General features: G+C 54.9%; 26 protein-coding genes and 1 tRNA gene. 4 read left to right on the forward strand and 23 right to left on the reverse strand.

The features are described from left to right. The first annotated feature begins 61 nt into the window (after positions 1–61). On the forward strand, positions 62–1,285 hold the full coding sequence (locus tag AC1D13_RS22610; protein WP_477690321.1) for a DUF1444 domain-containing protein: 1,224 nt from the start codon (positions 62–64) through the stop codon (positions 1,283–1,285). Positions 1,286–1,365: 80 nt separating this feature from the next. Here AC1D13_RS22610 and AC1D13_RS22615 read toward each other — a convergent pair whose 3' ends face one another. The 19 genes from AC1D13_RS22615 to AC1D13_RS22705 all read right to left on the reverse strand — a co-directional run bounded on the left by AC1D13_RS22615 (position 1,366) and on the right by AC1D13_RS22705 (position 18,383). Beyond that, positions 1,366–1,950: a phospholipase D family nuclease gene (locus AC1D13_RS22615; protein WP_477690322.1), complete on the reverse strand. Its 585-nt coding sequence runs from the start codon at positions 1,948–1,950 to the stop codon at positions 1,366–1,368. 4 nt (positions 1,951–1,954) lie between these two features. Beyond that, positions 1,955–2,650, reverse strand: coding sequence for a hypothetical protein (locus tag AC1D13_RS22620; protein ID WP_477690323.1), 696 nt, complete (start codon positions 2,648–2,650; stop codon positions 1,955–1,957). A gap of 68 nt (positions 2,651–2,718) precedes the next feature. Next, on the reverse strand, positions 2,719–3,207 hold the full coding sequence (locus AC1D13_RS22625; RefSeq protein ID WP_477690324.1) for a hypothetical protein: 489 nt from the start codon (positions 3,205–3,207) through the stop codon (positions 2,719–2,721). 129 nt (positions 3,208–3,336) lie between these two features. Further along, entirely contained in the window at positions 3,337–3,672 is a 336-nt protein-coding gene (locus tag AC1D13_RS22630) for a hypothetical protein (protein WP_477690325.1), read from the reverse strand. 109 nt (positions 3,673–3,781) lie between these two features. Further along, a complete protein-coding gene (locus tag AC1D13_RS22635; protein ID WP_477690326.1) occupies positions 3,782–4,687 on the reverse strand; it encodes a hypothetical protein in 906 nt (301 codons plus the stop codon). Between the two features lie 80 nt (positions 4,688–4,767). Then, positions 4,768–5,247, reverse strand: coding sequence for a hypothetical protein (locus tag AC1D13_RS22640; protein ID WP_477690327.1), 480 nt, complete (start codon positions 5,245–5,247; stop codon positions 4,768–4,770). An 896-nt stretch (positions 5,248–6,143) separates the two neighbouring features. Further along, positions 6,144–6,431 (reverse strand): hypothetical protein, encoded by a 288-nt coding sequence (locus AC1D13_RS22645; protein ID WP_457282168.1) that lies wholly within the window; start codon positions 6,429–6,431, stop codon positions 6,144–6,146. Positions 6,432–6,960: 529 nt separating this feature from the next. Next, positions 6,961–7,335 (reverse strand): hypothetical protein, encoded by a 375-nt coding sequence (locus AC1D13_RS22650; RefSeq protein ID WP_457282167.1) that lies wholly within the window; start codon positions 7,333–7,335, stop codon positions 6,961–6,963. Between the two features lie 512 nt (positions 7,336–7,847). Further along, on the reverse strand, positions 7,848–8,234 hold the full coding sequence (locus tag AC1D13_RS22655; protein ID WP_457282166.1) for a hypothetical protein: 387 nt from the start codon (positions 8,232–8,234) through the stop codon (positions 7,848–7,850). Positions 8,235–8,331: 97 nt separating this feature from the next. Further along, on the reverse strand, positions 8,332–8,682 hold the full coding sequence (locus AC1D13_RS22660) for a hypothetical protein (RefSeq protein WP_457282165.1): 351 nt from the start codon (positions 8,680–8,682) through the stop codon (positions 8,332–8,334). A gap of 561 nt (positions 8,683–9,243) precedes the next feature. Continuing rightward, positions 9,244–9,663: an LIC_13387 family protein gene (locus AC1D13_RS22665; RefSeq protein ID WP_477690328.1), complete on the reverse strand. Its 420-nt coding sequence runs from the start codon at positions 9,661–9,663 to the stop codon at positions 9,244–9,246. A 1,247-nt stretch (positions 9,664–10,910) separates the two neighbouring features. Then, the gene (locus tag AC1D13_RS22670) at positions 10,911–11,234 is read right to left on the reverse strand and encodes a hypothetical protein (RefSeq protein ID WP_477690329.1); all 324 of its coding nucleotides are present in this window, start codon (positions 11,232–11,234) and stop codon (positions 10,911–10,913) included. Positions 11,235–11,854: 620 nt separating this feature from the next. Beyond that, positions 11,855–12,073: a hypothetical protein gene (locus AC1D13_RS22675; RefSeq protein ID WP_477667673.1), complete on the reverse strand. Its 219-nt coding sequence runs from the start codon at positions 12,071–12,073 to the stop codon at positions 11,855–11,857. A gap of 211 nt (positions 12,074–12,284) precedes the next feature. Further along, complete coding sequence (locus AC1D13_RS22680; protein WP_477690330.1) at positions 12,285–12,956, reverse strand: hypothetical protein; 672 nt, start codon at positions 12,954–12,956, stop codon at positions 12,285–12,287. A 2,119-nt stretch (positions 12,957–15,075) separates the two neighbouring features. Beyond that, the gene (locus AC1D13_RS22685; protein ID WP_457282158.1) at positions 15,076–15,381 is read right to left on the reverse strand and encodes a hypothetical protein; all 306 of its coding nucleotides are present in this window, start codon (positions 15,379–15,381) and stop codon (positions 15,076–15,078) included. Positions 15,382–15,456: 75 nt separating this feature from the next. Next, on the reverse strand, positions 15,457–15,987 hold the full coding sequence (locus tag AC1D13_RS22690; protein WP_457282157.1) for a hypothetical protein: 531 nt from the start codon (positions 15,985–15,987) through the stop codon (positions 15,457–15,459). After that, positions 15,984–16,391 (reverse strand): immunity protein Imm33 domain-containing protein, encoded by a 408-nt coding sequence (locus AC1D13_RS22695; RefSeq protein WP_477690331.1) that lies wholly within the window; start codon positions 16,389–16,391, stop codon positions 15,984–15,986. The genes AC1D13_RS22690 and AC1D13_RS22695 overlap by 4 nt, the downstream gene beginning before the upstream one ends. A 108-nt stretch (positions 16,392–16,499) precedes the next feature. Next, entirely contained in the window at positions 16,500–17,204 is a 705-nt protein-coding gene (locus AC1D13_RS22700; protein WP_477690332.1) for a hypothetical protein, read from the reverse strand. 153 nt (positions 17,205–17,357) lie between these two features. Beyond that, entirely contained in the window at positions 17,358–18,383 is a 1,026-nt protein-coding gene (locus AC1D13_RS22705) for a hypothetical protein (protein ID WP_457282155.1), read from the reverse strand. Between the two features lie 326 nt (positions 18,384–18,709). Between AC1D13_RS22705 and AC1D13_RS22710 the strand changes: the two genes are divergently transcribed. Both AC1D13_RS22710 and AC1D13_RS22715 read left to right on the forward strand, forming a co-directional pair. Beyond that, positions 18,710–18,979, forward strand: coding sequence for a hypothetical protein (locus AC1D13_RS22710; RefSeq protein WP_457282154.1), 270 nt, complete (start codon positions 18,710–18,712; stop codon positions 18,977–18,979). A 151-nt stretch (positions 18,980–19,130) separates the two neighbouring features. After that, positions 19,131–19,403 carry a hypothetical protein gene (locus tag AC1D13_RS22715; protein ID WP_477690333.1) on the forward strand — a complete coding sequence of 91 codons (273 nt, stop codon included), beginning with the start codon at positions 19,131–19,133 and terminating at the stop codon, positions 19,401–19,403. A 322-nt stretch (positions 19,404–19,725) separates the two neighbouring features. Here AC1D13_RS22715 and AC1D13_RS22720 read toward each other — a convergent pair. After that, positions 19,726–19,815: transfer RNA gene (locus AC1D13_RS22720), tRNA-Ser, on the reverse strand. 351 nt (positions 19,816–20,166) lie between these two features. Between AC1D13_RS22720 and AC1D13_RS22725 the strand changes: the two genes are divergently transcribed. Continuing rightward, entirely contained in the window at positions 20,167–20,475 is a 309-nt protein-coding gene (locus AC1D13_RS22725; RefSeq protein ID WP_457282152.1) for a hypothetical protein, read from the forward strand. Positions 20,476–20,709: 234 nt separating this feature from the next. Here the strand turns inward: AC1D13_RS22725 and ureG are convergent, their stop codons facing one another. The 3 genes from ureG to ureE are packed head-to-tail and all read right to left on the reverse strand — an operon-like array spanning position 20,710 to position 22,744. After that, positions 20,710–21,378, reverse strand: a complete 669-nt coding sequence (gene ureG / locus AC1D13_RS22730) for an urease accessory protein UreG (RefSeq protein WP_477668214.1) — start codon at positions 21,376–21,378, stop codon at positions 20,710–20,712. 30 nt (positions 21,379–21,408) lie between these two features. Then, positions 21,409–22,110, reverse strand: coding sequence for an urease accessory protein UreF (locus AC1D13_RS22735; RefSeq protein WP_457282273.1), 702 nt, complete (start codon positions 22,108–22,110; stop codon positions 21,409–21,411). 13 nt (positions 22,111–22,123) lie between these two features. Continuing rightward, positions 22,124–22,744: an urease accessory protein UreE gene (gene ureE, locus AC1D13_RS22740; RefSeq protein ID WP_457282150.1), complete on the reverse strand. Its 621-nt coding sequence runs from the start codon at positions 22,742–22,744 to the stop codon at positions 22,124–22,126. Positions 22,745–22,746 lie beyond the last annotated feature (2 nt).

Raw genomic sequence — 22,746 nt, forward strand, 5'->3', positions numbered from 1 at the left:
TGGGGCGAATTAATCAGACATAGCTCTGATAGAGTTGCACAAACTAATTGGGAGAGTTTCTTTGTTCGGTCTAGAAAAAATATTCAACAAGCCACCTACCAAAAACAAGTTCGCCGACCTGGCAACTGAACGGCTCAGGCAAGACCTCCCTCATCTAAGTTTCACCTATGACGAAGGGCAGTTCTGCCTCCGCGGTGACAACGGCCAGACGCTGTACCTCACCAATTTCTACGAAGACTTCTTGAAGAGCGACAAAGCAGYCCGCGCCGACCTGATGTCTCGATTGAGCAAGGTTGCTGAGGTGCCCGCGATACCCAGTGATTTTGCTGAGGCGCGCGACAAGCTGCTGCCTGTCTTGCGGTATATGCCGGGCCTGGAATTAACCGTACTGGACGCGATGGGCTGTGCGCTTGCCGAAGCGGATACCTGGAACATGCGCCCATTCGGCTCCATTGTGGGGATTGGCGTCGCTTTCGACACAGAAACCGTGGTTCAACAAGTCGGAGCTACGGCCTTCTCCGATTGGGGAATGTCTGCCGATGAGGCACTTGCTATCGCCACAGATAACCTCCGGCACAAGGCGCCGCCATCTTTCACGCAGGCCATTCCGGGAACATATGTCTCCCAATATGGCGATCTTTACGATGCCGCACGCATACTGCTACCAGAACTCGCGTGGCAGCTGGAGCTGAATGGCAATCCAGTGGCTATGGTCCCCACCAGGGAATGTCTGTTGATCACGGGCGACAAGGATGAAGCGGGTCTGGCTTTGTTGATGGCGCTGGCCAAGGACCGGATGGAGGCGACCTCCCGTCATCTTTCTCCGGAGATGTTCCGCCTGGAAGGTTCGGAATGGACTTCCTGGCAGCCTGAGGGCTCGAACCTCAATGAACTCCGTACCATGCGTCTATCGCACCGCTCTGGTGACTACGATGCTCAGAAAGAGGCACTCTGCCGGTTGTTTGAGAAGAAGGGCAATGACGCATTCGTCGCAAGCTTCCAGGCAGTGAAAAGCGCAAGCGGCGAGGTACTGACCTATTCAACCTTGAGTCTCCGTCTGCCAACCGTTCTGCCCCAGTCCGAACTGGTTGCACTTGTCGATCCAGGTGCGATTGGCGACGGTCCAGACCACCAGCCGTTTGTTGTTAAATGGGAAACACTGGCGGAAGAGCTTGGCGCAGATTTGGTGAAGCTCCCCTATGTCTTGCCGCGCTATAGCGTTCTATTTGACCCCACGCCTGACCAGCTCGCCGGGCTACGGTTGAAAGCGGTAAGTTTTTCCTGATGGGCAATGAGCGCCAGAGCGCCATCGGCTGCCAGTCAGGTCGATGCCTTTTGGTGCGCGATCAGTTTTGATTAGCAACGCTAGTAAGCTTTATCAATCTCAATACCTTGTCGCCATCTGCTTTCCCAGTGAGCCAGATAGCGATTAGCCACGCCGGGGTTTTCCCACACAACGAGTACGTTTTCGGAGTTCGATTTTGCGGCCGCCTGGCTGAAGTTAAACGACCCAGTCTCCGTATGCCGACCGTCGACCACGATGTACTTGTCGTGGTGGATCGCGTAGGTTGAGATCACTCGAATAGGGATGTCTGCGCCAGCGATCAAATTCATCGCAGCCAGGCTCGCCTGTCCCCGGTTCCCTTTGTCGTCCACCAGTACCTTAACGTCGACGCCGCGGCGCTTGGCTTCCATCAAGCCCTTAACTATGGCCGGCGACGTGAAGGAATATCCGGCCAATCGAATGGATTGATGGGCACTGGCGATTACTTTTAGAACCAGCGCTTCCGAACCGGCCTCTGGCGAAAATGCAATTTCTATTTGCTGGGTGGGATTGCCCGGCGTCTGCTGGACTGCGCACCCCATTGGGAGTACGAGCAGGAGGCAAAAGAATAAACGGGATAGCTTTGAGTACACGGCGTATTCTATTTTGAGATCTTTAATGCTCATCCTTCTACGCATTGCCATGAGTTAACTGAAGGGCCACCATCGTACGAGCCTTTCGCGACTCTACCAGTGCTATGGCCCACTCTACCGAAGCGCGGCGCCACGCCTTCTCGCCAATGCCCTCCAATACACGCAGAAGCAATTTGACGTCGTTGCAGTAGATATGCACGAATGCATCAAGTTCGGCCAACGCTCTGCTACGAGGCAGGACCTCGCGCGCGAGGTTTTCGTTCAGACGTTCGCTTTCGTACAGCAGGTAGTCCTCTGGATGGGGTAAAAATTGCGTGGCCAGTTTGTAGTCCTCGGCCCCGACGATGCTCGGAAGCGCTAGCTCAGCGCATTTTCTTGCTCGATCAGGATCCTTCATCATCAAGGAGAGGAAGAGCTCGTAGGTGTCCCGGCTGAGACCCAGCTCGCGATCGATCGCCGCCACCTCGTCAAATAGAGTACGAGTATTGCCTTCGACCCGTAGCAGTGCGGCGGCAGTTTCGTCCCTGACTGTCTTCATGGCCGCAGCGGCGGGTGGATAGACGTTAGAAAGCTCCTTCCAGTAGGCCAGTGCAAAGGAAAGTCTGACGCCGTAGTACGCCCGCTCATGTTCCAACGCGTGCTTGTGGAACCACAAATAGTCCGTGAGTGCCTCTTCGTACCGCCCTTCAGATGCGTGTGCAAGTCCTCTCCGCAGAATATCCCCTGGGTCCATATGCGGCCTAACGTTTGAGATGAGAGGCGTGACCCGGCTTGCTGGGGCACGTCCTCTCGATTGAAGGGTTAGGCCTCAGCATCGTGCCTCTTCATGAAGCGATCCATCTGCGCAAAAATGAAGTCGTAGCTGGATGCCTGGAGATGCTTTGCATTCACCTGTTCTGAGCGTGCCATTCGTCGAAGCGTTGCGAGAGTCTCCTCGTTGTAGGCTAGAGCATCGATCTTTTCAGCTGTGTACTCACGGCGTTCGAACACCTTTGTCAGATTCTCTATCTCGTTGAGATTGGCCAAATATGCATCGGCTTCTGCTCGCCCGGATTCCTCTTTGATTAACGGCCGAACTCGTACGAGGTTACTCCTGGTGAATGTGCATTGCAGGCTGATGTGGCTGCATCGATTGTCGTTCTCGGCCATCGCAAGTATGAGAGCGTCGCGCAGGGCTTCGAAGATGTCGGCGCGTGTCTGGAATCGTGCTCGAAATGCTAGGGCGGCGCTAGTTACTGCGACCAAGGCAGATAGGGCACTGATTGCAACTTTCCATGTTTCGGGGTTCACCTGTGTACCTCCTGAGGTCTAACGTTGAAGCTGACCGGAGCGCAACATGTGCGGCGGAGCCGCCTTCTGCAGTTGCGTTTCCGTGTCGAGCGACATGTTATACGGCTGATTGCTCATGGCGCTGAGTATTCATAGGGTGCCAAGAGCCTCGCGCAATTTTTCCAACTCTTCGAGCGCCAAAGCGAGCGACCTTGCCGCAGGAGGACCGCCCTCGTACTTGTTGCACGCCTCCTGATGCGTGGCCAATAGCGTGATGACCTCCGCGCAAAGGAGGCGCAACGCGGGAGACCGTGAATAAAGCGAAGGCAGGGCCAATTCAGCCTCCGCTTGTCGCGCGACGCGCTCAAGATGCCCAAGGTATCCCGCACCGAGTAGGACCGACGGCCCGCCTTGTCCCCGGATGCTGACAACAGCGCCGTCCTCTCCTTGCTCCAGCACCGCGAGCTCTTCGTACTGCTTCAGCATGGACCACTCCTCGACAAAGCCGTATAACGTGAAGATGACCGGACCAGAACAGATTGCGGCGAAGCCGCCTCCTGCTGTTGTGGGCCCGTGTCGATTGATGTGTTAGAAATCATCGTCCGATCTCCTTTACTCGAATAAGGTACGCGAGAGAGTGATTTTTCTCGAACTCCGTGACCGCAAATCGTCTCTTGGCGAACTCAAGCACCGCGCCGCTCACCTCCAGGAGAGCTGCAGAAGTTAAGCCCACTAGAGGCCCCCCAGCCAGCCCTGCGGCGATGCCTAAGGCTGCAGCGGTCTGAACGCCTTTGGCATCGATGAGAGCGGAGATGCTGCCTGTGACGACTTCGAATCCCATCCGTTTGCGAGTGCTGGCATAGTCGTCGAGGCGGCGCGCGAGATCATCAGCTATGAACGCTGGCGGCTTTCCTTCATAGTTGGTGAAGAAGAAGAGCCGGAGGTTTCTGAGTGCCATGCGCGCAACAGGGTCTTTTCGAAGCTCTAGAACTTGCTCCCAAGATATGCGACTGACATCTACGAGAGGAACGTTCGCAAGCGCGAGACAGCCATAAACCCCGGCGTCCTCGGTTTCATTCCCGCTAGGAAGCAATACTGTCGAGTACTTCTTCCCAAGTGCGTTCGCTAGCTTTTGAAATTCGCCTCGCACAGTCAATTGTTCACCCACCGAGGCATTCCGCAAATAGGCTGACTTCACGTCGTCGTAGCTATTCGGGAACCTCGCTCTCGCAGGAGCGATTGCCTTTATGAAGGCATCCCACGAATCGATGTATCGACCCAGTAGGGTCCATTTCTCAGATTGGGTCGTCGGGGTTACGCCAAACAGGAGATGGACGAGTACCTCACCAGGGATTTCCTCCGGCAGCTTAAACAGAACGTCATTTCCCTCGCCTCGCCCGAGCATCGAGCTAAACGAAATGGGCATAACGCTGTCGAAGTAAAGCGCCGCGGTCTTGAGGTCCTCAAAGCAGACCGCATTCTGAGTAGCTGCGTAGGTCACGTGAGTTCTAACGTAGAGGTGACCGGCGCGCAGCCGAAGGCGGAGCGTCCGTGTTGACTGCCATGTTAGAAATGCGGCGGTTAGCCGGGCGCATATGTAGCTGGAAGATTGCCACGATACCCAGACTGCAACTGCGCCTTGCACGCTGGGCACACAAGCATGGAAAAGCCGCGCGCACCATCAACGGTGTTGAGAATTACTTTCTTACCTCCGTTGAAGCAGTTTGTGCAAAGCCAATGCGGGGCCTCGCCATCGCTCATGCTTTCCTTGGCCGCGTAAGCAAGAGCGCCATCCAGGATGGTGACAAGCGAATAGCGCTGCTTCTCGCGCTCCCAGTTCTCCATGCCCACGATTTTCTTTTCAAGATCGTCTTTGTCGCGCAGCAGCGCCGCATTTTGAATTTGTACGGCCGCGATACTGGAATTGGCCTCAATCAGAACTTTTTGAAACTCTATGAGCTGGGCGTTGCGCTCATTTTCGCCAGAGGCCTTGGCGATAGCGGCCCCGGCGCTGGCGAGGCCGGGAATTGCGGCGAGAAGTGCGGTAAGCGGTTCAGTCATAGCATTTCTAACGTAATGTATACCGCAAGGTCTGCGGTATAACATCGCGCCTGCGGTATAACCTGGCCGCTAAAGAACCAGCCAAGTGTTTGTTGTTCAAAGACTTATTGTCCATTTAGAGTTGCACTCAGGTCGATAAAGAAAGACCAAACCCCGCAAACGAATTCTAGGCGGACAGTCTCCTTTTCCTCAATGCAGTGATTGCATACAACCAGGGCAGCAGCCACATTGCAGAATAAACCACGAATGCCCATGGGATTGGGTCAGACGAAGGAAGACTGGGTCCAAGGTAAGCCGTATAGAAATCGACACTCCAAAGTACGTTCAGCACACCGAGGAGCGGAGCCAACGCCACCACCCATGCCCCGGATACCTTTGCCCCTTTCACGAATAGGAGGAAAGCGATTGGTGCTGCCGTGCCAACTATGGGAGTCCAGAGTAAAAGTGAATCAAGAGCGCGCAGGGGAGAACCCCATCCACCCAGTGCTAACGCTGCCGGCCAACTCACGATTCCAATACCAATCGCCAACACGATTCCGACAATTTGCATAACGCTCATCCCCATAACTTAGGGCATGGTATCGCACGCGATATCCTGGTCGGGATGACAATTCGAAGCGGTCGGCTTCCGGTCACGGCGGTTTATTGCAACGCATCGTGATCTGTGGGGTGTCACATGTCAGGGCTCTGCGCTCTTTCTTTCCACTGGATGGAAGCCGCGTAGTCCGGCAGTGCCGTCCACTTTTAGCCTGCCGTCGTTACCGGCATCAGTACGCGGCTGGTGCTGGGAAATGCGCAGGCTGGCGTCCAAACAGCGGATCAAGCGTGAAGAACGCGATTCATAAATGTTGGCCCATTACAGGCTACAGAAGACTGCAATGAGTCCAAAACTGTCATCAAGAATTCTTGGATTGCGCTCGATTTTCCCGGATGGCACGAATGTCTTTGCGTATTGATCTGGGAGTCACCGCAACAACGAAAACCGCCAGGGCAAATTGAAACCAGAAGGCCAGCCAAAACACAGTTGGCTCGCTTTCCAACCGAATCCATCGATTAGCTTTGCTGAACTTGATTTCGCCCGCGAGCATCGCATTGAGGCAAACCCATCCCAGAATAAGCCCGAGGCAAAGACCGGCAACGTTGCCAATCAGGGAAAAATAAGGGCTGTGCCACCAACGCTTCACGATGCTGATTCCATGTCCGTTTTTAGCCGATAACGAAGTAACCTACCAAAGCGTTATGGCCAGCGTCACGATAGCACCGACAACGATAAGGGCCGCGAAGATCAGCCCGCAGATCCAGGGTTTCATATATGTCTAGACAAAAAAATGAAAACGACGCCGCGAGAGTTGCAGCATACCGTGTCGGGCACGAACTGGTGACGCTATTGAATTCCGCGCTACCGGAATCAGATTTCGACGGAATTCAAAAGGCTAGAGCAAGGATGCTCCCGAAGCCTGGTTTTTCGTTAGCCATGGAGCAATCTTCGTTTGAATTCAGCCGACCGGCCAGCGCAGCTGGCTAGGGTCGGCTGCAATGAAGGGTGGGCGTCTTAGTGACGACGAATTTTCGTAAAGAAGTTCTCCCTATACGTCGAGGGGCGGCTGTCTTGAAAAGTTCGAACAACATCTGAGGGGCTGACGTTTGACATGAGCGGTGACTGGAAGCGTGCGAAGCGCTGGAAGGTGTCCGCTCGTTGGAAGGGTTGGCGCCTCAGCCCTCATGGAACCACCTTAAGCGCTTGTGTAGCAGGCGCTCGAATGTGGCACGGCCTTCTGCTACGCCGCACGAGCGTGACCATGGGTCGGTTTCATCGGGGCGCTGTGAGTAGGTGAACGAAAATGTTTGGGCCGCGGCGTTGAACGCGACTTGGAGTTCATTGTCGTGGCGCACAAAGTTGGCGACCCGACCAATTAGCAACACTTCATGCGACGTGGCAGGGAACAAGCCGTTCGCGTAAGTCGAAGACGCAATGAAGCGCACGAGTTCAAGCATTGGCACAAACGGCCACGCACTGTCGCTCACGAGACGCTCATAGAAGCGCTCCACTTCAGTCCAGGTGCAGGTGCCAACGCGGCTCGAAAGCATGGGTGCCTAACGCCTGAGTTAAGGCCGCCCGCGAAGCGGCGTCGACTTGAATGAATTGTTAGAGTGCATGTCGAAAGAACTTGTATGCAATTGGTATGACTATTAGTGGCTGAGCAGCAAGAAACACCAGCAAGTACTTAAAGACTCTCGCTTGGGTAGATCTCCCGCGAAGAATCCTGGGGGGTGTCATGCAGCAAACAACGATGGAAGCTGTCGCGACCAAAATGGCCACTTTGGATATTTCGATGGCAAGGCGCGGCGCGTAGATGCTGCTGCCTGTAAGCCCAATGATTACAAGCAAAAGTAGACCAATAAAAACTCCGATTGCTGCAATCACGACTCGGAGCAGCACGGATAAAGAGGTTAGCTTGGTGGAGTTGTGATCAGTCATCATATGCGCTCTAACGTTTGAGATGAGAGGCGTGACCCGGCTTGCCCGGACACGTCCTCTCGATTGAAAGGTTAGGCGCTTCCATGCAGACCAGCCTTCCTTTCTCACAGCAAAGCCTTCTTTATGCGCGCTGCCAGGTTTTTAGGGTCCCGACCAGCTTGTAGTCCGTGAATCCGTAGAGCTTTTTTAGCAACGCATCAATGGTTTTTGACAGCGTGACAGCATCTGCCGCCTTGTATTGAACAGTCGCCAGTCTTCCAGGGCACCAATCGATAATCTGAGCGGATTGCAGCGACGCAAGAACTTCGGCCAAGAGCGTTTCCGGCGGGGCCTGCTCAGCGTAGGAAAAGTCCATGTAGTCGCCATAGATCTGTACCCATGCCTCGGGATGGTAGAGGACATCCAGTGTTGCGTAGTGCTCGCTTGGGGGAAGCTCTCCGTGGAGAGCCAGTGTGCCGAAAGCTGCTTGCAGAATTCGACGAACTTCTTCCTCAGATTCTTGTTGCACGAAGACCTTTCTTGAGGCGCCTAACGTAGAGGTGACCGGCGACCGACAGGAGCGCGAAGCGCACGTACGGAGTTGGGTTTCCGTGTCGACCGCCAAGTTAGACATCACCAGCTTTGGGCCATTTTAAGTTCGCGAGAAGATAGACACCGATCAGGGTGCCAATGGGGACACCAAGCAGCAACAAGCAGGCAACCACGATGGAGGACGTGCGCGCCCAAGGTCTGGATCGCGCAGCTCCAAATGCGATCACGCCGTGAACGGTGCCAAAGGCCAGGACCAATAAGCCCGGGCCAATAATTGACTCGCCGTCTACGCCGTCCCAGAGCAGCACGAACAGGGCCACACCAAAGAGCCCATAAAAAACACAGAGACCACGATGAACACTCATGCTTCGAATGTTGTCCGTTATCGGCGCCTTCTTGGGCTGATCCTTTCCTCCTGTTCCCATGTACTCCTCCAGTGCTGATTTGTGATGTCTAACGGTTGAGATAAGCGGCATGACTTGGTTTGCCGAGGCATGTCTGGTTGAGGGACGGGTTAGGCCTCGCGCGCACAGGTCTATGCAACATATGCGCCCACGACAACGCAGAACGCGGAGGTGAAGATGATGCGGATGAGAAAGGTGATTTGTGACTTCTTGAAGACTCGAACATCAATGAGATATCCAACCACTCCTGCCAGCCCGTATGCTCCAGCGGCAACCAAATAAGGCGTCTCGAACTGCTGACGGAACAGATGAACTGTGATGACGATCCAGACAAGAACTTCGACGGCTCCTTCTGAGAACTCGAGGACGAGCCGAGACCGCCGACTTAGCGGTTGCTTCCTGACCTCCAGGAAGCCGTTAATAAAGCCCAGGGGGGAATGAGACGACATTTGAGGCAACAAAGATTGCCGCGGCATATGCGATCGAGAAGGCTAGCTCCATAGTGGCGGGGCCTAACGTTTGAGATGAGGGGCGGCCGACGGACGGCGAAGCCGGCTGCTGGCTGCCCCCTCGATGGAAGGGTTAGGCCCAGTGTGCGAGTACACCAGAGACATAGAGCGCCGTGGACAAGACGATGCCTCGAAACGGGGTGCTGAACCAGTAGCGCCAGCCGAGAAAGAGACAGCCAGCGAGTAAGGCAAGGCCGACAGCTAGCAGGAACCACGATGAAAACAGGACTGAAGGCTGCGCCAGAGCAAGATAGCCATAGACAAGGCCGAACAGCATTGCGCCGAAGCTATGACTCGCATTGAATCCGACCCAGGCCTTCCACATTGACATCTTGCCCGAGATGACAGGCGAGACTTCCTGCATTCGAGCCATTAGCGCGGGGTCGCGAGGATAAAACTTGTTCCCGCGAAAGGTGAATAGAAGATGAGCACAACCGAGGCCGAGGATCACAAACGCGCTCGCGGCGAGAAGCAGGGAAGCGATACTTGGCATACGTTGTTCCTTCTGGGCCTAACGTTGAAGGTAACCGGCCCATAACACTTGCGGCGAAGCCGCCTTCTGCAGTTGTGGGTCCGTGTCGAGCAACATGTTAGGCAGCATCTTCATGCGACAGAGTCGCTGGATCGAGCACGAATAAAGACCGTCCTCCAACCGATTCGACACCCCATGGGCGTTCCGTGGTCACACGTACCAGGGCTCTCCCATTCGGCTCCATCCAAGATGCCTCAACCTCGCAAGCGATCACGCCCGCTGCCGGGTACACACTGTGCTCGGTCAAGTGCTCCAAGGTCACAACAGGCACCTTCTCCATGAATAGATGCCGTGTCCCCTCAGCATCGACCAACTCGCACTCAACGAAGCCGGGGAAATCCGGGTTGACGAAGCGAAATATCTCAACTGGGATGAGCAGCATTGGTGATGCCTAACGTCAAAGCTGCCCGGCAGGCAGCAAGCGCCGCGCAGCGGCATTCTGTTGCCGCGTGTCCGCGCCGAGCGAAATGTTAGACAGCATACTTGGCATTCTTGTTTTGTCGCCCCGTCAAACGGTGCGGTCTGCGATAAGGTTAATCCGAGGCCACTTTGACAAAAAGCGAACAACCACTATGTCTTTGGGCCGAAAACCGTAACTCATCAATTGCCTACCGCGGTACATCAAGGCATTTCCGCCGGAGCTCGTGGCCGAAAATTCATACGACACGACGAACATCTTGCCGCCGTGACTGTTGCCCAACTCCACGGCACTAACCACCCTGCCTCGGGTAATTGTGCCGCGACGCATTAGCATGAGCTCAGCTAAATAGCGGTAGACAAGCCATCCCACCAAAGCGAAACCCGCAATGGCGGCAGCAGATGCAACGAAGGGCAGGAGTTCCATACGGGCCATTGAGATGCTGTCTAACGTAATGTATACCGCAAGGTCTGCGGTATAACATCGCCCCTGCCGTATATCCTGGCCACTGAAAACCCGGCCAAGTGCTTGTTATTCAAAGACTTATTGCCCATTTTGAGTTTCACTCAGGTCGATAAAAAAGGGACCAAACCCCGCAAACCATTTCTAGGCGGGCAGTGTGGGTACCGCCTCCCCAATATGGACGAGCACCTCGGTTGTGACTTTGGCGGCGTGCCATAGGCACGTCCGCTTGAAGGAAGGGCTGGCCGTCATCGTGTGAATGTCCCGATGTGACGCCTGAGAAATGACGACTCGCCGCAAGGTAAGTCTCATTGACGGTGGCACGCGTTCACTCGGGCACCACCTTCCTGAAGTAGAAGACCTCGTTCTTGAGACCTGACAGGAGGGAGAGGTCAAAAAAATCCAATAGAGTCCAGTTGTTCGCGCCGCATTCAAGGTGTAAATCGGAAGACAGACGAGATATCTCGATTGTTGGGCTGCCAACCATTTGCTGCATTCGTAGTTCCAACTTCGCTGGTATGTCAGCTTGCTCAAGTTGAACGTGCACGGTTTCTTTCTCTCGAATGTACGCGAGGCGCCGGCCGTTGCAAAGGATATCCATCGATACAAACTTGCCATACCAGCCGGGGTTCCGCGTGACTACGACCTTCATGACGGCTAACGTAAAGATGCGCGGGAAGCGCGCTGACGCCCTTGGGCGTTCGTGTTAATCGACAAGTTAGGCCGCTGTCCCGTTACAGGCATCATCTGAATACTCCAGGAGATCGGAACGCCTTGCGTAGCCTCACGGAACGTGCGTCCAGCGGGCCTCCAGACCCTGATAGTACTTCGCAACGATCGACGCAACCTCCGAAGGGGAGGACGGTGCATCCGTACCCACCATATTCCATCCCTGGATCCCAAGCACATTCCAGGACTCGTCGCAATGGAGGACTACCAGCTCCGACGCTTCGCCAAAGGCACAGATGGCAAGGCACGGCACACGACCCAACCAGTCGCCGCCGACGTTCAACCGCAGGAGCCCGGTAAACACGGCATCATCGGTTCGGACGTACGCCAGCACACGACAGCCATTTAGGTTTTTAGGAGGTCGGTCCATGATATTGCGAAGCGGTCTAACGTTGGACATGAGGGGCGGGCCAATAGGCGCGAAGCGGCCATTGAAACGTCCCCTCGGTGGAAAGGTTAGGCGGCATTCTCTCCGGGCAACCAGTTCTAGCCAACAAGCAGCGGGCAACATTGGCGATGGTGACTCGGTCCGATGTAAATATCTCAGCTCGCAAAAGGAAAGCGTAGAGCGAAGATGATGTAAAGGCCTATAGCGATCTCGCCCAGACCGATGAGGATTGCCGGAATCCCTTCAACGACACGCTTCTCATCGCTATCTCCATTCCATGTGAATTTGGCTTCTCGTCGCAGAACACTCTTTACGCCCGCTGCGATCGATGCGAGGCCAAACAGTACGGTGATGATTTTTAAAAGTAGTGCCATGAGACGCCTAATGTTAGAGATGACCGAACCACGATAGTAGCGGTGGAGCGGCCTTTTTGCTGTTGTGAGTCTGTGTTGATTGACGGGTTAAGAATTTCTATCGACCCTCAAACCTGACGGTGCCGACGATGCGTCTGGCGGTGGGTACATGCTTGTTGTTCTCGGTCACGGCTACGGCCGCCAGAATTAGGCCCCTTTTCTGTGCGCACAGTTATTGTTCCGTACCTTGAACGAAAGCACTCAGCGTGGGCATAGTGGTATTCGTACGTTTAGCGGAAAGCATACGATCGCCGGGAAGGAGGTAATACCAATTGAGAACCGGGGCCTCGGCTGGAAATGGTGGGGGAACAAAATCGAACGACCCGTCGATGGTCGTAGCAGCGTCACCAAGCAGGCGAAGTGAAAATGTCACAACGGAAGCAGAGGTACGGGCCACCGTTCCCTCAACCATCAGCCTACGCATACCAGGAGGCGAGTAATCGCCCAGGTCGATGGAACCATGAAAGTGTTGCTCGCCGGAAATCCCACACAATCCGGCAAACCCAAATTTTTCCAAAATCATGGTTGGCAGAAAAAATGACTGCCTGGGGTCAAAGCCAACAGGGTGATTGAACGTTTTTTCATCAAGGCCGTGAAACAGGTGTCGCCCGCCAGAAAGCCGGTAAGACTCGGCGACCGCAACACCCTGGATGACGCGCGAAAACATTTGCGCGTTACCCAAGTGGCGTACCTCTACCTCAAAAGATTCTTTCGGGTTTTGTCCATTGGATGAGATTAGGCGCAATGACTTTGCCGCCATCCAACTTTCTTTGTCAGAGCACGCGGCATGGCTGGATGTGACCTGAAATAGTGCAATGGCAATTGAGATATAAAAAAGACGCATGGTCAAGATACTCAACGTTGAAAGTGAGCCGCACATAGAGGCTTGGCGCTATCAGTCGCGCCGAAAATCATGCGCTTCGCGGAGCCGCGGCGTTGTGTGCCGGTTTCGATCGGCCTGTTAGGCAACATGGCCAGGCCGTTCCTTGTTCCGGTGCGCAATCCAATGGGCCAACACCGCGAGCGCAATGACCAGTGCCTGAGCTGGAAAAAGAAGCACCCATGCGATTTCGGTGTCCCTGTAGCCTCTCGCCAAGAGACTGGCCATCCAAAAACAGAATGCAATAAGAGCTGCATTCCCCGCGGCGAGAGTAGCAAGCCATAGCGTAACGCTCGCGCGGGCTCCCATCAAAATCAACGCGGAGCAATACAAGACTGCAGAACACCAAGCGTAGTTCGCTAGAAGGTGTTTCCACTCAAAGCCCGTGTTGCCAATGAATTGTGAGTAGGCCAGGAATATCGGACCAGGCAGAACGAGAAGCGAAACAATTGCAATGACTCGCATGGTGCGGCCTAACGTTGGAGTTGATCGGCGAGCGGGAGGCGTGTGCACGGAGCGCATTGAAGCACTCGGGCGTCAGTGTCGAACGGCTTGTTTGATGCCATTGCCACTAGTGGTTCCTCAGATAGTTCCGGGCAGTATAGATACCAGCCGTCGCGCACAGCCCGCCAACTAACCACGCTAGCGTCAGTCCGAACCACGCAAGCCCTAAGGCCACTCCGATGCAACTGCCGGGGGGACAAAGCTTTTCGTTCGCAAGGTGCAGCAGTGCACCGCAGAGGATGGTCCATCCAATCCACCCGGACCACAGAAACCTACGAAGTCGGTGCGGCGGGAGTTCGTCTGGATGATTCAAGAATGCACCAACCGCGAAGCCAACCGCAAAAAGCGCGAGCACCAGAACGAGCAGTGTTTCCATGGTATCTAACGTAGAAGTCACCGGCGCTGCGCGGCTTTGCCGCACGGCGTCAGCGTGGACTGCCGTGTTAGGAACTCTAGGGCGAACATACGTCTTCCTTTTCTTGCCGACTGACACAGACTTTCACGGTACCTAGGTAATTTGCTGCCGCTGAAAGCCAGCTAACCGGGTCCTCTTCCTCTGCAGAGAACACAAACGCCCCGGGTGCACGGATGTCAAAGGGCCTTACCCTCTTGATCATTGATATGACATATGTGCGCTGAGCAGAAGAAATGGCTTTGACGAAGGTAAGTTCCCCCACGTTCTTGTCCTGGAATCTAGAGCAGTAGAACTGTGCATAAGCAACAGTAAAGATGCCTTCACTACGCGGCTTAGGTGGCACAACATTGGAGTTGGGACAGGCCTTGGCCGTCACACCAAGAGTGAGGCGGATGGCGTTCGTTACAGCATCTTCCGGGGGAGATGGCTCCAGAATGGCTAGAGTGATTGATTCTTTCCATGCAGACCCCTGCTGGTCCAGAGGGACCCACGCCGTAAATTCGAGTCCGTCTTTCTTTTCTTCCGCTGCCTTCTTCCATCCCGCCCAAGCGGGTGGGGCATGAATTCGTAGGCCTTCTCGTTCCTGCCCAAATGCATTGCATAGAGGAAGAGCTGCGACTAGCAGTAGTACTAGGCGAACACGCATTTGGAGTTCTTAACGCAATGTATACCGCAAGGTCCGCGGTATAACATCGCGCTTGCGGTATAACCTGGCCACCAAAAAATCAGCCAAGTGCTTGTTATTAAAAGACTTATTGCTCATTTTGAGTTTCGTTCAGATCGATAAAAAGAACACCAAACCCCGCAAACCGATTCTAGGCGGGCAGTGTGGCTACCGCCTCCTCAATATGGACGAGCTAAGCCTAAACAGCCGATTCCGTTGTGTTTGATCATCCTCGCCCATAAACCGGTGAAAAAACCGCGCTGCCCCGGTCGCCGCTGAATCCCCCCACAAGACCCCATCCCGGTGTTGGAGTGAATCCCCTGGTCCAGCCCGAGGGGTTCACTCCATAACTAGATCAGATTTCGACGGAGTTCAGCACGCTAGAGCAAGGGTGCGACTGAAACCTGGTTTTTTGTTGGCCACGGAGCAACCTGCGTTTGAATTCAGCCGACCGGCCAGCGCAGCTGGCCAGGGTCGGCTGCGATGAAGGGTTGGGCGTCTTAGTGACGACGAGTTTCCGCAAAGAACTTATCCCTATACGCCGAGGCAGACTCTGGCAATTCCATGACCTCTGCGGCCGCTTCGAGCCGCTTCCAGAATGCCGCCTTGCATGTGAAATCTTCCGCAATGCTGGCAATCTCTTGCAGTGCCAAGCCAAGTTCATTATGGGCAAGGTATTCATCGAACTGAACCAATGAATACTTCTCTGAGTCCGCATCGGTGGCCGCCTCGACAAGGTAGCGACGAGCATCTTTCAGGTTTGCTTCAGCAATACCCCAGGTCTTCCATAAACGCGGATTGGTCATGACGCCCAACGTTTGAGCTCAGCGGATCGCGGCGGGAGCCGAAGCCCCTCAGAATTAGTCCGCTGGAGAGACAGGTTAGATGTGCCCATGCTCTATAGCTGCCCCACATTCGGGACAGAACTTATCGAGTGGTGCGACCTCATGGCCTCGAATGCATTTTCGGCCTTTCAGCAACCTGGAGTTGTTGATCGCGGAGTAGAGCGTTGCAAACGCCGCGCCGTAGAAAACCATCCAATGCCCAGAGAAGAGACGCACTTCGGCGCCGGAATTGGCAGCATTGCTCCCGTCTCTATGGCTGGGTACGTCGCTCATACCCAGAATGAAATTGAGCATCGCGTATCCGAAGAGCCCGTAGATCGCATAGCGTGCCCAAGTTGGGCAGCCCGATAGGGCCAGCTTCCAAAAATCAGCGCGTCTTCCGTGGCGCGACATACGATTGGCGACCAAGACCGTCGGAAGCCACACTACGAAGATGCCGGCGTGCAAACCCCAAACCAGATGTCCACCTGGAATTGGCAGGCCAATCAGGGCTGCCAGGTGACTTCCTACGCTGAGAAGCAGACCAACTGCCGATAGCAGCATGAAGGGATACAAGAGGACGTTCATGGTGTCAAAAGAGGTCTAACGGTGGAGGTAAGGGGCGGCTTGTGCGATGCGCAAGACGTCTCATTGACTGAGGGGTTGGGCCACAAGCAGCGTTTATCGAACCACACATTTTCATGGTTGGAGCCATCTATCAGCAAGCGATACCCTGGCGGCAACTCAAGATACTCGACAACCCATGGTAGGTTCTCTGCCAGATTCTCCACATGCAGGAGGGCAAAGAAGTCGCTGGCTTCTGACGGTTCACCTCCGGACCAGAAGTACCAACCGTTAGTACTTGTCGTGGGCTTGTGGCGAAGGCCGTGGATTGGTTCAGTTCCGATCGTCGACAACGCGATGCCTACTTTTGAACCGGCTACAGGTGGCAACGGCGATGCGCCCACCCATTCACAAAGCGGACTTCTCACGGAGCACTCGCATTGTGTTTCCTCGGGGTCTATCGTTTGAGACCACCGGCACGTAGCAAGCGCCGCGCAGCAGGAATCTGCTGCTGTGTGTCCGAGTGGGCCGACCAGTTAGCTTTTAATTGCTGCAACACTTAGCTTTTTCCTGAGTATCAAAAAAGTAATTGCGCCGATCGGAAGAGCAATCGCAACGGTCCATTGCCCGTACAAGGGGGCAAACGCTCCCGCACTAAATAGCTGTAAGGACAAGGGCGCGAAACTCCATTCGCCAGTTGTCCAGTTCACTGCAAACTTTCCAAACCCAAGCATAACGAACAGTACCCACGGCCACTTTCGGCCTTTGAGTTTAGACCTGCCGCAAACAACAAGCGCCCAGAGGGTAAGCAACGGAAAGACTATGGCCAACGCAAAAACAAGGTATTGAATTGGCGTTTTTTTTGTTAACGTGAACCGATTCTGTTGTTTAAGTGAAGCTGGCTGGGGAACGACGCTAAAGCCAACTATGGTGGCCTTACCACCATGATTCCTTACGGCGACGCTCGTCAAAATCCATTTGCCTGAAAAGCCATATTCAAACGTGAGATTGACGGTCGAAGAGTCATCCCTGTTCATCCGATGAGCGCCAACCAGCATAATTGTTGAGGGCTCTCCAGCGGGGATCAATGCCGCCATTTGAACAAGCGCGTCATGAAGTGCCGGCCCAGCTATGCTTGGGTCAGCCGCCTTCTCAATATCCTCAAAGCGCTGCTGTCGCAGAAGATCAATGTAACTTTTGGCCAGCGTCTGATCGGCAGGCGAAGCAAATTTTTGAATCATGTCCGCTTGATTGCACCCCACAAGTGCGAGCAAGAGCAAAGACATAAAGAATTGGCGAAGAGATGAAGTAGTCATTGGAAGCTGGGGGCGAGTACTCTGTCGAGATACATGCTGGCTGATGCGACTTAATGTGCCGGAAACGCTGGGAAAGACTCAAAGTAGGCTATTTGGTCGCAGCTTTCCGGCGTATTCTTTGCATTTCTGGAAGTAGTCGCCGGGCCATGCGTCTTTCATGGGCGTGCCATTAAAGCTGCGGGTCATGGCTATAAACGTATCCACATCACCGGCTTGGCATGCGAATTTCGCGTACGCATTCCTATTCCAATCGGCTGGGTATTTTTTGAGCACGTCTTCAAAGCCGGCTTTCATCTGCGACCAAACTGCGCTCCGATGCGACTCTGCAAAGAAAGCTTCCCCTCCCATGCGCCCTGCTGCGACCCAATAGATACGTGCATACATTCCCTGGCCTTCTGTTGAGGTCGTTCGTCTCACGGCATCCGCAGCAAAATCCTGGATTTGCCGCATGCTCCCTCCCCACATTGGGAGAAAACGCTCTGCCGCCACAAAATATGTCTGGTAATGAAGAGGCTCTTTCGACACTGCTTCTTCGTACAACGCCCAATGTTGGTCTCTTGTCCAGTTCTGCGCAAGCGCCACATCCAGCATCACGATATACCACTGCGGATCATCACTGCTGATTTTTTTGTTCACATCGAGGGTGTTGCGAGCAATCGCCATGTAGCTCGCGAAGCCTTTCCAGCCTTCAGGGGTGACGGTACTTGCATAGCCAGAACCGCGAAGAGCCCAGGCATGCTGCTTCTGTGCGGTAGCCAGTGCTATTGGCGCCATAGCCGATTGAGGAAAAGCTGCGACCCAACGATTCAGTTTGCTTTCTATGGCCGCCCATTGCGCCTCCGAGTTCTTTTCCTTTTCCCCAACAATAGCGTAGCCTAGGTTGCCATAGAAAACGGTGAGATTCCAAACTCCACTGGGGGTTCGACTTCTTTCTGTACGAAGCTTGGTAGCCAACTTATCAAGCGCAACAAAATCATCTGCCTTATAAGCCTTGGTAACGATTTCGTTTAACTCGTTGGGCCCGTAAAAATTTTCCGCATTGGTGTATGTGTTCGTGAAAATTGCCAACAGAATCACACCAAGAGTTCGAATCCAGGTTCTCATAAATTCCTCCCGTTTTGTTGGATGGAGTTTAAGGTCATTGGTTTCGCATGCGAAACGAAAACAAACCCCAGGGGATACTTTTTACAGTGCTCGCGGCTGGTTCGACGTTGCAGTGTTCTGCAATGCCATCGTGATCTGCAGGCTGTCACACGTCAGCGCTCTAACTTTCTCTTTCCATTGCACTGACGCCGCGCAATCCTTGAGAGCTTTTCACTTATAGCCAACCTCCTACAGCTCCAGACTGGCGACAGTCTTCACCGGCATCCTGGTCTGACTCACCGTGATCACATACACGGTTCTGCCTGCATCGTCATCCGCCCAACCACATGCAGACCTTTGAGCCTTTAAGGCTCCGAGCAGAGGGCCGCCTCGCAAGCGAAACAAGGAGAGGTCCTGAGGGGGCTTTTTATTGCTACGATGCCGCGATGACAAAGCTATACCTGCTCATCGTCGCGCTCGTGCTCTGCATTTTGCAAATGTACTGGCCGATCTCCGCCTGGCGCAAAGACGGCTTCATCGCGGCACTCAGGCTATTCGCTTTTGGCGCCTTAACCGTCAGCATGGTCGCGATGAGCGAACTGATCGAGCAGTTTTAATGGCAGCTCTGGCCTAGGGGATTAGATGAATATCAGTAATCTTTTTAACATTAGGTGGATTAGCTGGGGACTCTGCCTCGTTATGTTTCGCATGTACCGAGAAGATTCATATCCCCTGTCACTGTATTTGGCCTTGAGCTTGCCGGTTCTCTTGACCGCAGCCCATCTTGTATTTTCAGTATTCGAATCGACAAAAGACGAATTTGTGAAAACGTCGATTGAGTTCTTGTGGATGATGGGCTTCGCTACTTTACTTGGTGCGGCTGCAATTTATTTCGACGCAGATTTTGTGAACAGAGGCGTGCGTTATGACGCCAATGGTTTTTGGCCACTTGTTCAAGCTAGCGTGCTGCAGGGGGCGGTAACGTTGGTCTGCTTGGTGATTCGCAGGTTTCTTCCGCCGTACCAAGCCACGCGCAGTTAAATTTACCTCAATGAAAGGACTATCTTTCCTCCCGAACTTGCAGGTCAGCGCGAGGAAATGTATGGGCTTGAAGACAGCAATCACCTGCGAGAATCGCTGGATTGAAACTTCCCAAACCCTTTTTGTGCCGGAATCGGTGTCTTGCAAGAGCTGCGTGGTCTTTCACACGTCAAGGCTGATCGCTATCAGTTCAGTTTCACGGTGCAGCGGCCGTTTTCTGTAGCGCCATCGTGATCTGCGGACTGTCACAGGTCAGCTGCGACTCTTGAGGCAGAGTCGGATCGTACGGCTTTTGGAGCAGCTAAAAGCCAGTGCCAACAAGTGGCGGAAGCGGTGAGATTCGAACTCACGGAGGACTTGCATCCTCGGCAGTTTTCAAGACTGCTGCATTCAACCGCTCTGCCACGCTTCCGAGCCGCATAGTTTAACCGCTAGTCGGCGGTCATCTGGCTCGTTGATGAGCCATGTCGATAAATGCGGTCTCGCAGCCCGGACAACAGGCGGGCCAGGCGTATCGGCTGCCTTCCAGGCATTGATTTACTCGCAAAGCGGGGCACTGCCAAAAATAGTGGGCTGAATTCCACCTCTTTTGGTTCGTCATTGGTCACTTTGTGACTGTCAAGCAAATAGAGCCAAAAAAACGGACTTATTTCCTGGAACTATTTCCTCTCCGCTTCCTAAACGTTTTTTGGAACGGTGACTAAAGGCGCTGGCGCAGCCATGATTGAAACATTCAGTTACAGCACTTTTAGAGGACACAAATATGACTGCTCCAGCATTCCCCCCCGAGGCGGCAGAAAAGGTTACTACGGCATTTGTGCATGCCACCGGCGCCCGCTGGTCGTTTCCGCGGGTCGAAGTCCAGGACCGCGGAACCTTCATGTTGATCAGCGTGGACTCACTTTCCCCGGAAATCCGGGAAATTGAGTTACCCGTCAAGAAATCCATTGCACATGCCTTGAACCAGGTCATTCCGGCGCACCCTACGCAACGGTTTGGTAACTGGATGGTTGTTTTCTTCCGGGACGGAAGGATGTTCGAAACTGTTCACCCCAGCGAGTTTGAGCTGTAAGGGCGTCAGAGTGGTCTGCTATGTGCCTGCTATATATATGAGTCAGCAGCCCGTCGTGGCCAGGGCTTGTCGCCGGAACGCTGTCCGCAGGCGGCATTCACGACCTTGTCCTACACACCGCCAGCCAGCCGCTGGCTAAACTTTCCTTGCGGCCCGTCCCGGGTCGCACCTCCCTCCACTGGCGAAGCCAGTTTTACTGCCCGGTCTTCCGGGCTTTTTTTTGCCTGCTCGCCGCTATGCGGCTTCAGGTTGGGCCAGCAGCATTCCTTTTGTCTCGATAAACGCAATGACTTCCGCAAGGCCGGCATTGGTCTTGAGATTGGTCATGACAAAGGGCTTCAGGCCTTTGGCCGTGGTGCGCATGCGGATGGTGTCCGCCTCCATCACGCCCAGGTCGGCGCCGACGTGGGGCGCCAGGTCGGTTTTGTTGATGACGAACAAATCGCTTTTGGTGATGCCGGGCCCGCCTTTGCGCGGAATCTTCTCGCCGGCAGCCACGTCGATCACGTAGATGGTGAGGTCGCTCAGCTCGGGGCTGAAAGTGGCGGCCAGGTTGTCGCCACCAGATTCGACGAACACGATGTCGGCATTGGGGAAATCCACCAGCATGCGGTCTATGGCTTCGAGGTTGATCGAGGCGTCTTCGCGTATGGCGGTGTGCGGGCAGCCGCCGGTTTCCACGCCCATGATGCGTTCGGCGTCCAGCGCGCCGCTGACGGTCAGGATGCGCTGGTCTTCCTTGGTGTAAATGTCGTTGGTGATGGCGACCAGGTCGTATTTGGCCTTCATGCCTTTGCACAGCATTTCAAGCAATGTGGTTTTGCCGGAACCGACGGGGCCCCCAATGCCGACGCGCAAGGGGGGAAGTTTTTTGGTACGGTTGGCGATGTGATGCAGGCTCATGGGGGGCTTTGTTGAATTTGCGGTGAGAAGTCAGGAGCGGAACAGCCGCGAATACTGGGTTTCATGCTGTGACGAAAGAATGGCCAGCATGGGGGAAAAGGCCTGGCGTTCCTCATCCGGCAACTGCATGGCGGCCTCGACCGCTGCAGGTATGCCGCCGGCAAGGCGCGCCAGCATGCGCTGGCCGGCGCTTTGCCCCAAAGGCACGGATTTGATGGCGGCTTGTGTCATGTTTTCGGCCCAGCCGAAAGCATAGGCCAGCAGGCAGTCGCGCACGCCCGCCTCGGTTTGTGAAACGGCCAACGCAAAGGCAACGGGGAAGGTCGGCTGCATCTGCGCACAGGCCTCAATGTGCACTGCGTTGGCATCGTCATGGTTGCGCAGCCAGTCCAGCAGGGATCTGCCCATTTGCTCGGCCTGGGCGCGCAGCTCGCTGGTTTCCCGGGTTTGCAGCACCCAGGCATTGAGTTGCTGCACGCGCTGCAGGTCGCCCGAGCGCCAGGCGGGAATAGCCTGGGCAATCACCGCCAGGTCACCGCGCGCCAGGCTCAGCTGAAGCTGGTCGGTCAACCAGTTGCTTGCTATCATTTCTGTAGCCGGTTGCGCCCGTTCCATGGCTGTTTCAAGCCCTTCCGAGTATGAAAATCCGCCTACAGGCAAGGCCGGGGAGGCCAGCCAGATGAGCTGGAGCAGGCTGGCGGCCGGTAGCTGCCCTGCAGGCGCGGCGGACATGTCCATCAACGCCCTAGTGCGGCTTGTGCCTGTGGATCTGGATGGCGACCGGCTGGGCTTCGTGGGTGTGGTCGTCATGCCCATGGTTGCAGTCCGGGCCATGCACGTGTGGCGCGGGGGCGGGCTGCGCATGGCCATGAGAATGGTCAGAGGAATGGTCATGCCCATGGCTGTGTCCGCCAGCGCTGTAGGCCCCGCCTTCGGGCTCGAAAGCTTCTTCAACTTCGTTCACGATCAGGTGCATGGCACGCAGCATGTCGGCCAGCACATGGTCGGGTTCAATTTTCAGGTGGTCGGGCTTGAGTTCAATCGGCACATGCCGGTTGCCCAGGTGGTAGGCGGCGCGCGTCAGGTCGAAAGGGGAGCCGTGCGACGGGCACGCGGTGATGCGGAGCACGGCCTGCGGGGCGGCGATCACTTTGACCATGGAGCCGTCTTCCGCCACCAGCACGTCGCCGCCACGCACCAGCGTGCCGCGCGGCAAAAAAATACCGAGCTGCCGGCCCAGCGAATCGGTACCGTCAAACCGGCTTTTCTGGCGAACATCCCAGTCAAGCTCGATGCTGGAGGCGCGCTTGACGAGAACAGGCGCAAGGCCGGCGCCCTGCGAAATGACTTTGGAAACCTGGAGCATGG

The organism is Polaromonas sp. P1_E12, assembly GCF_056405975.1.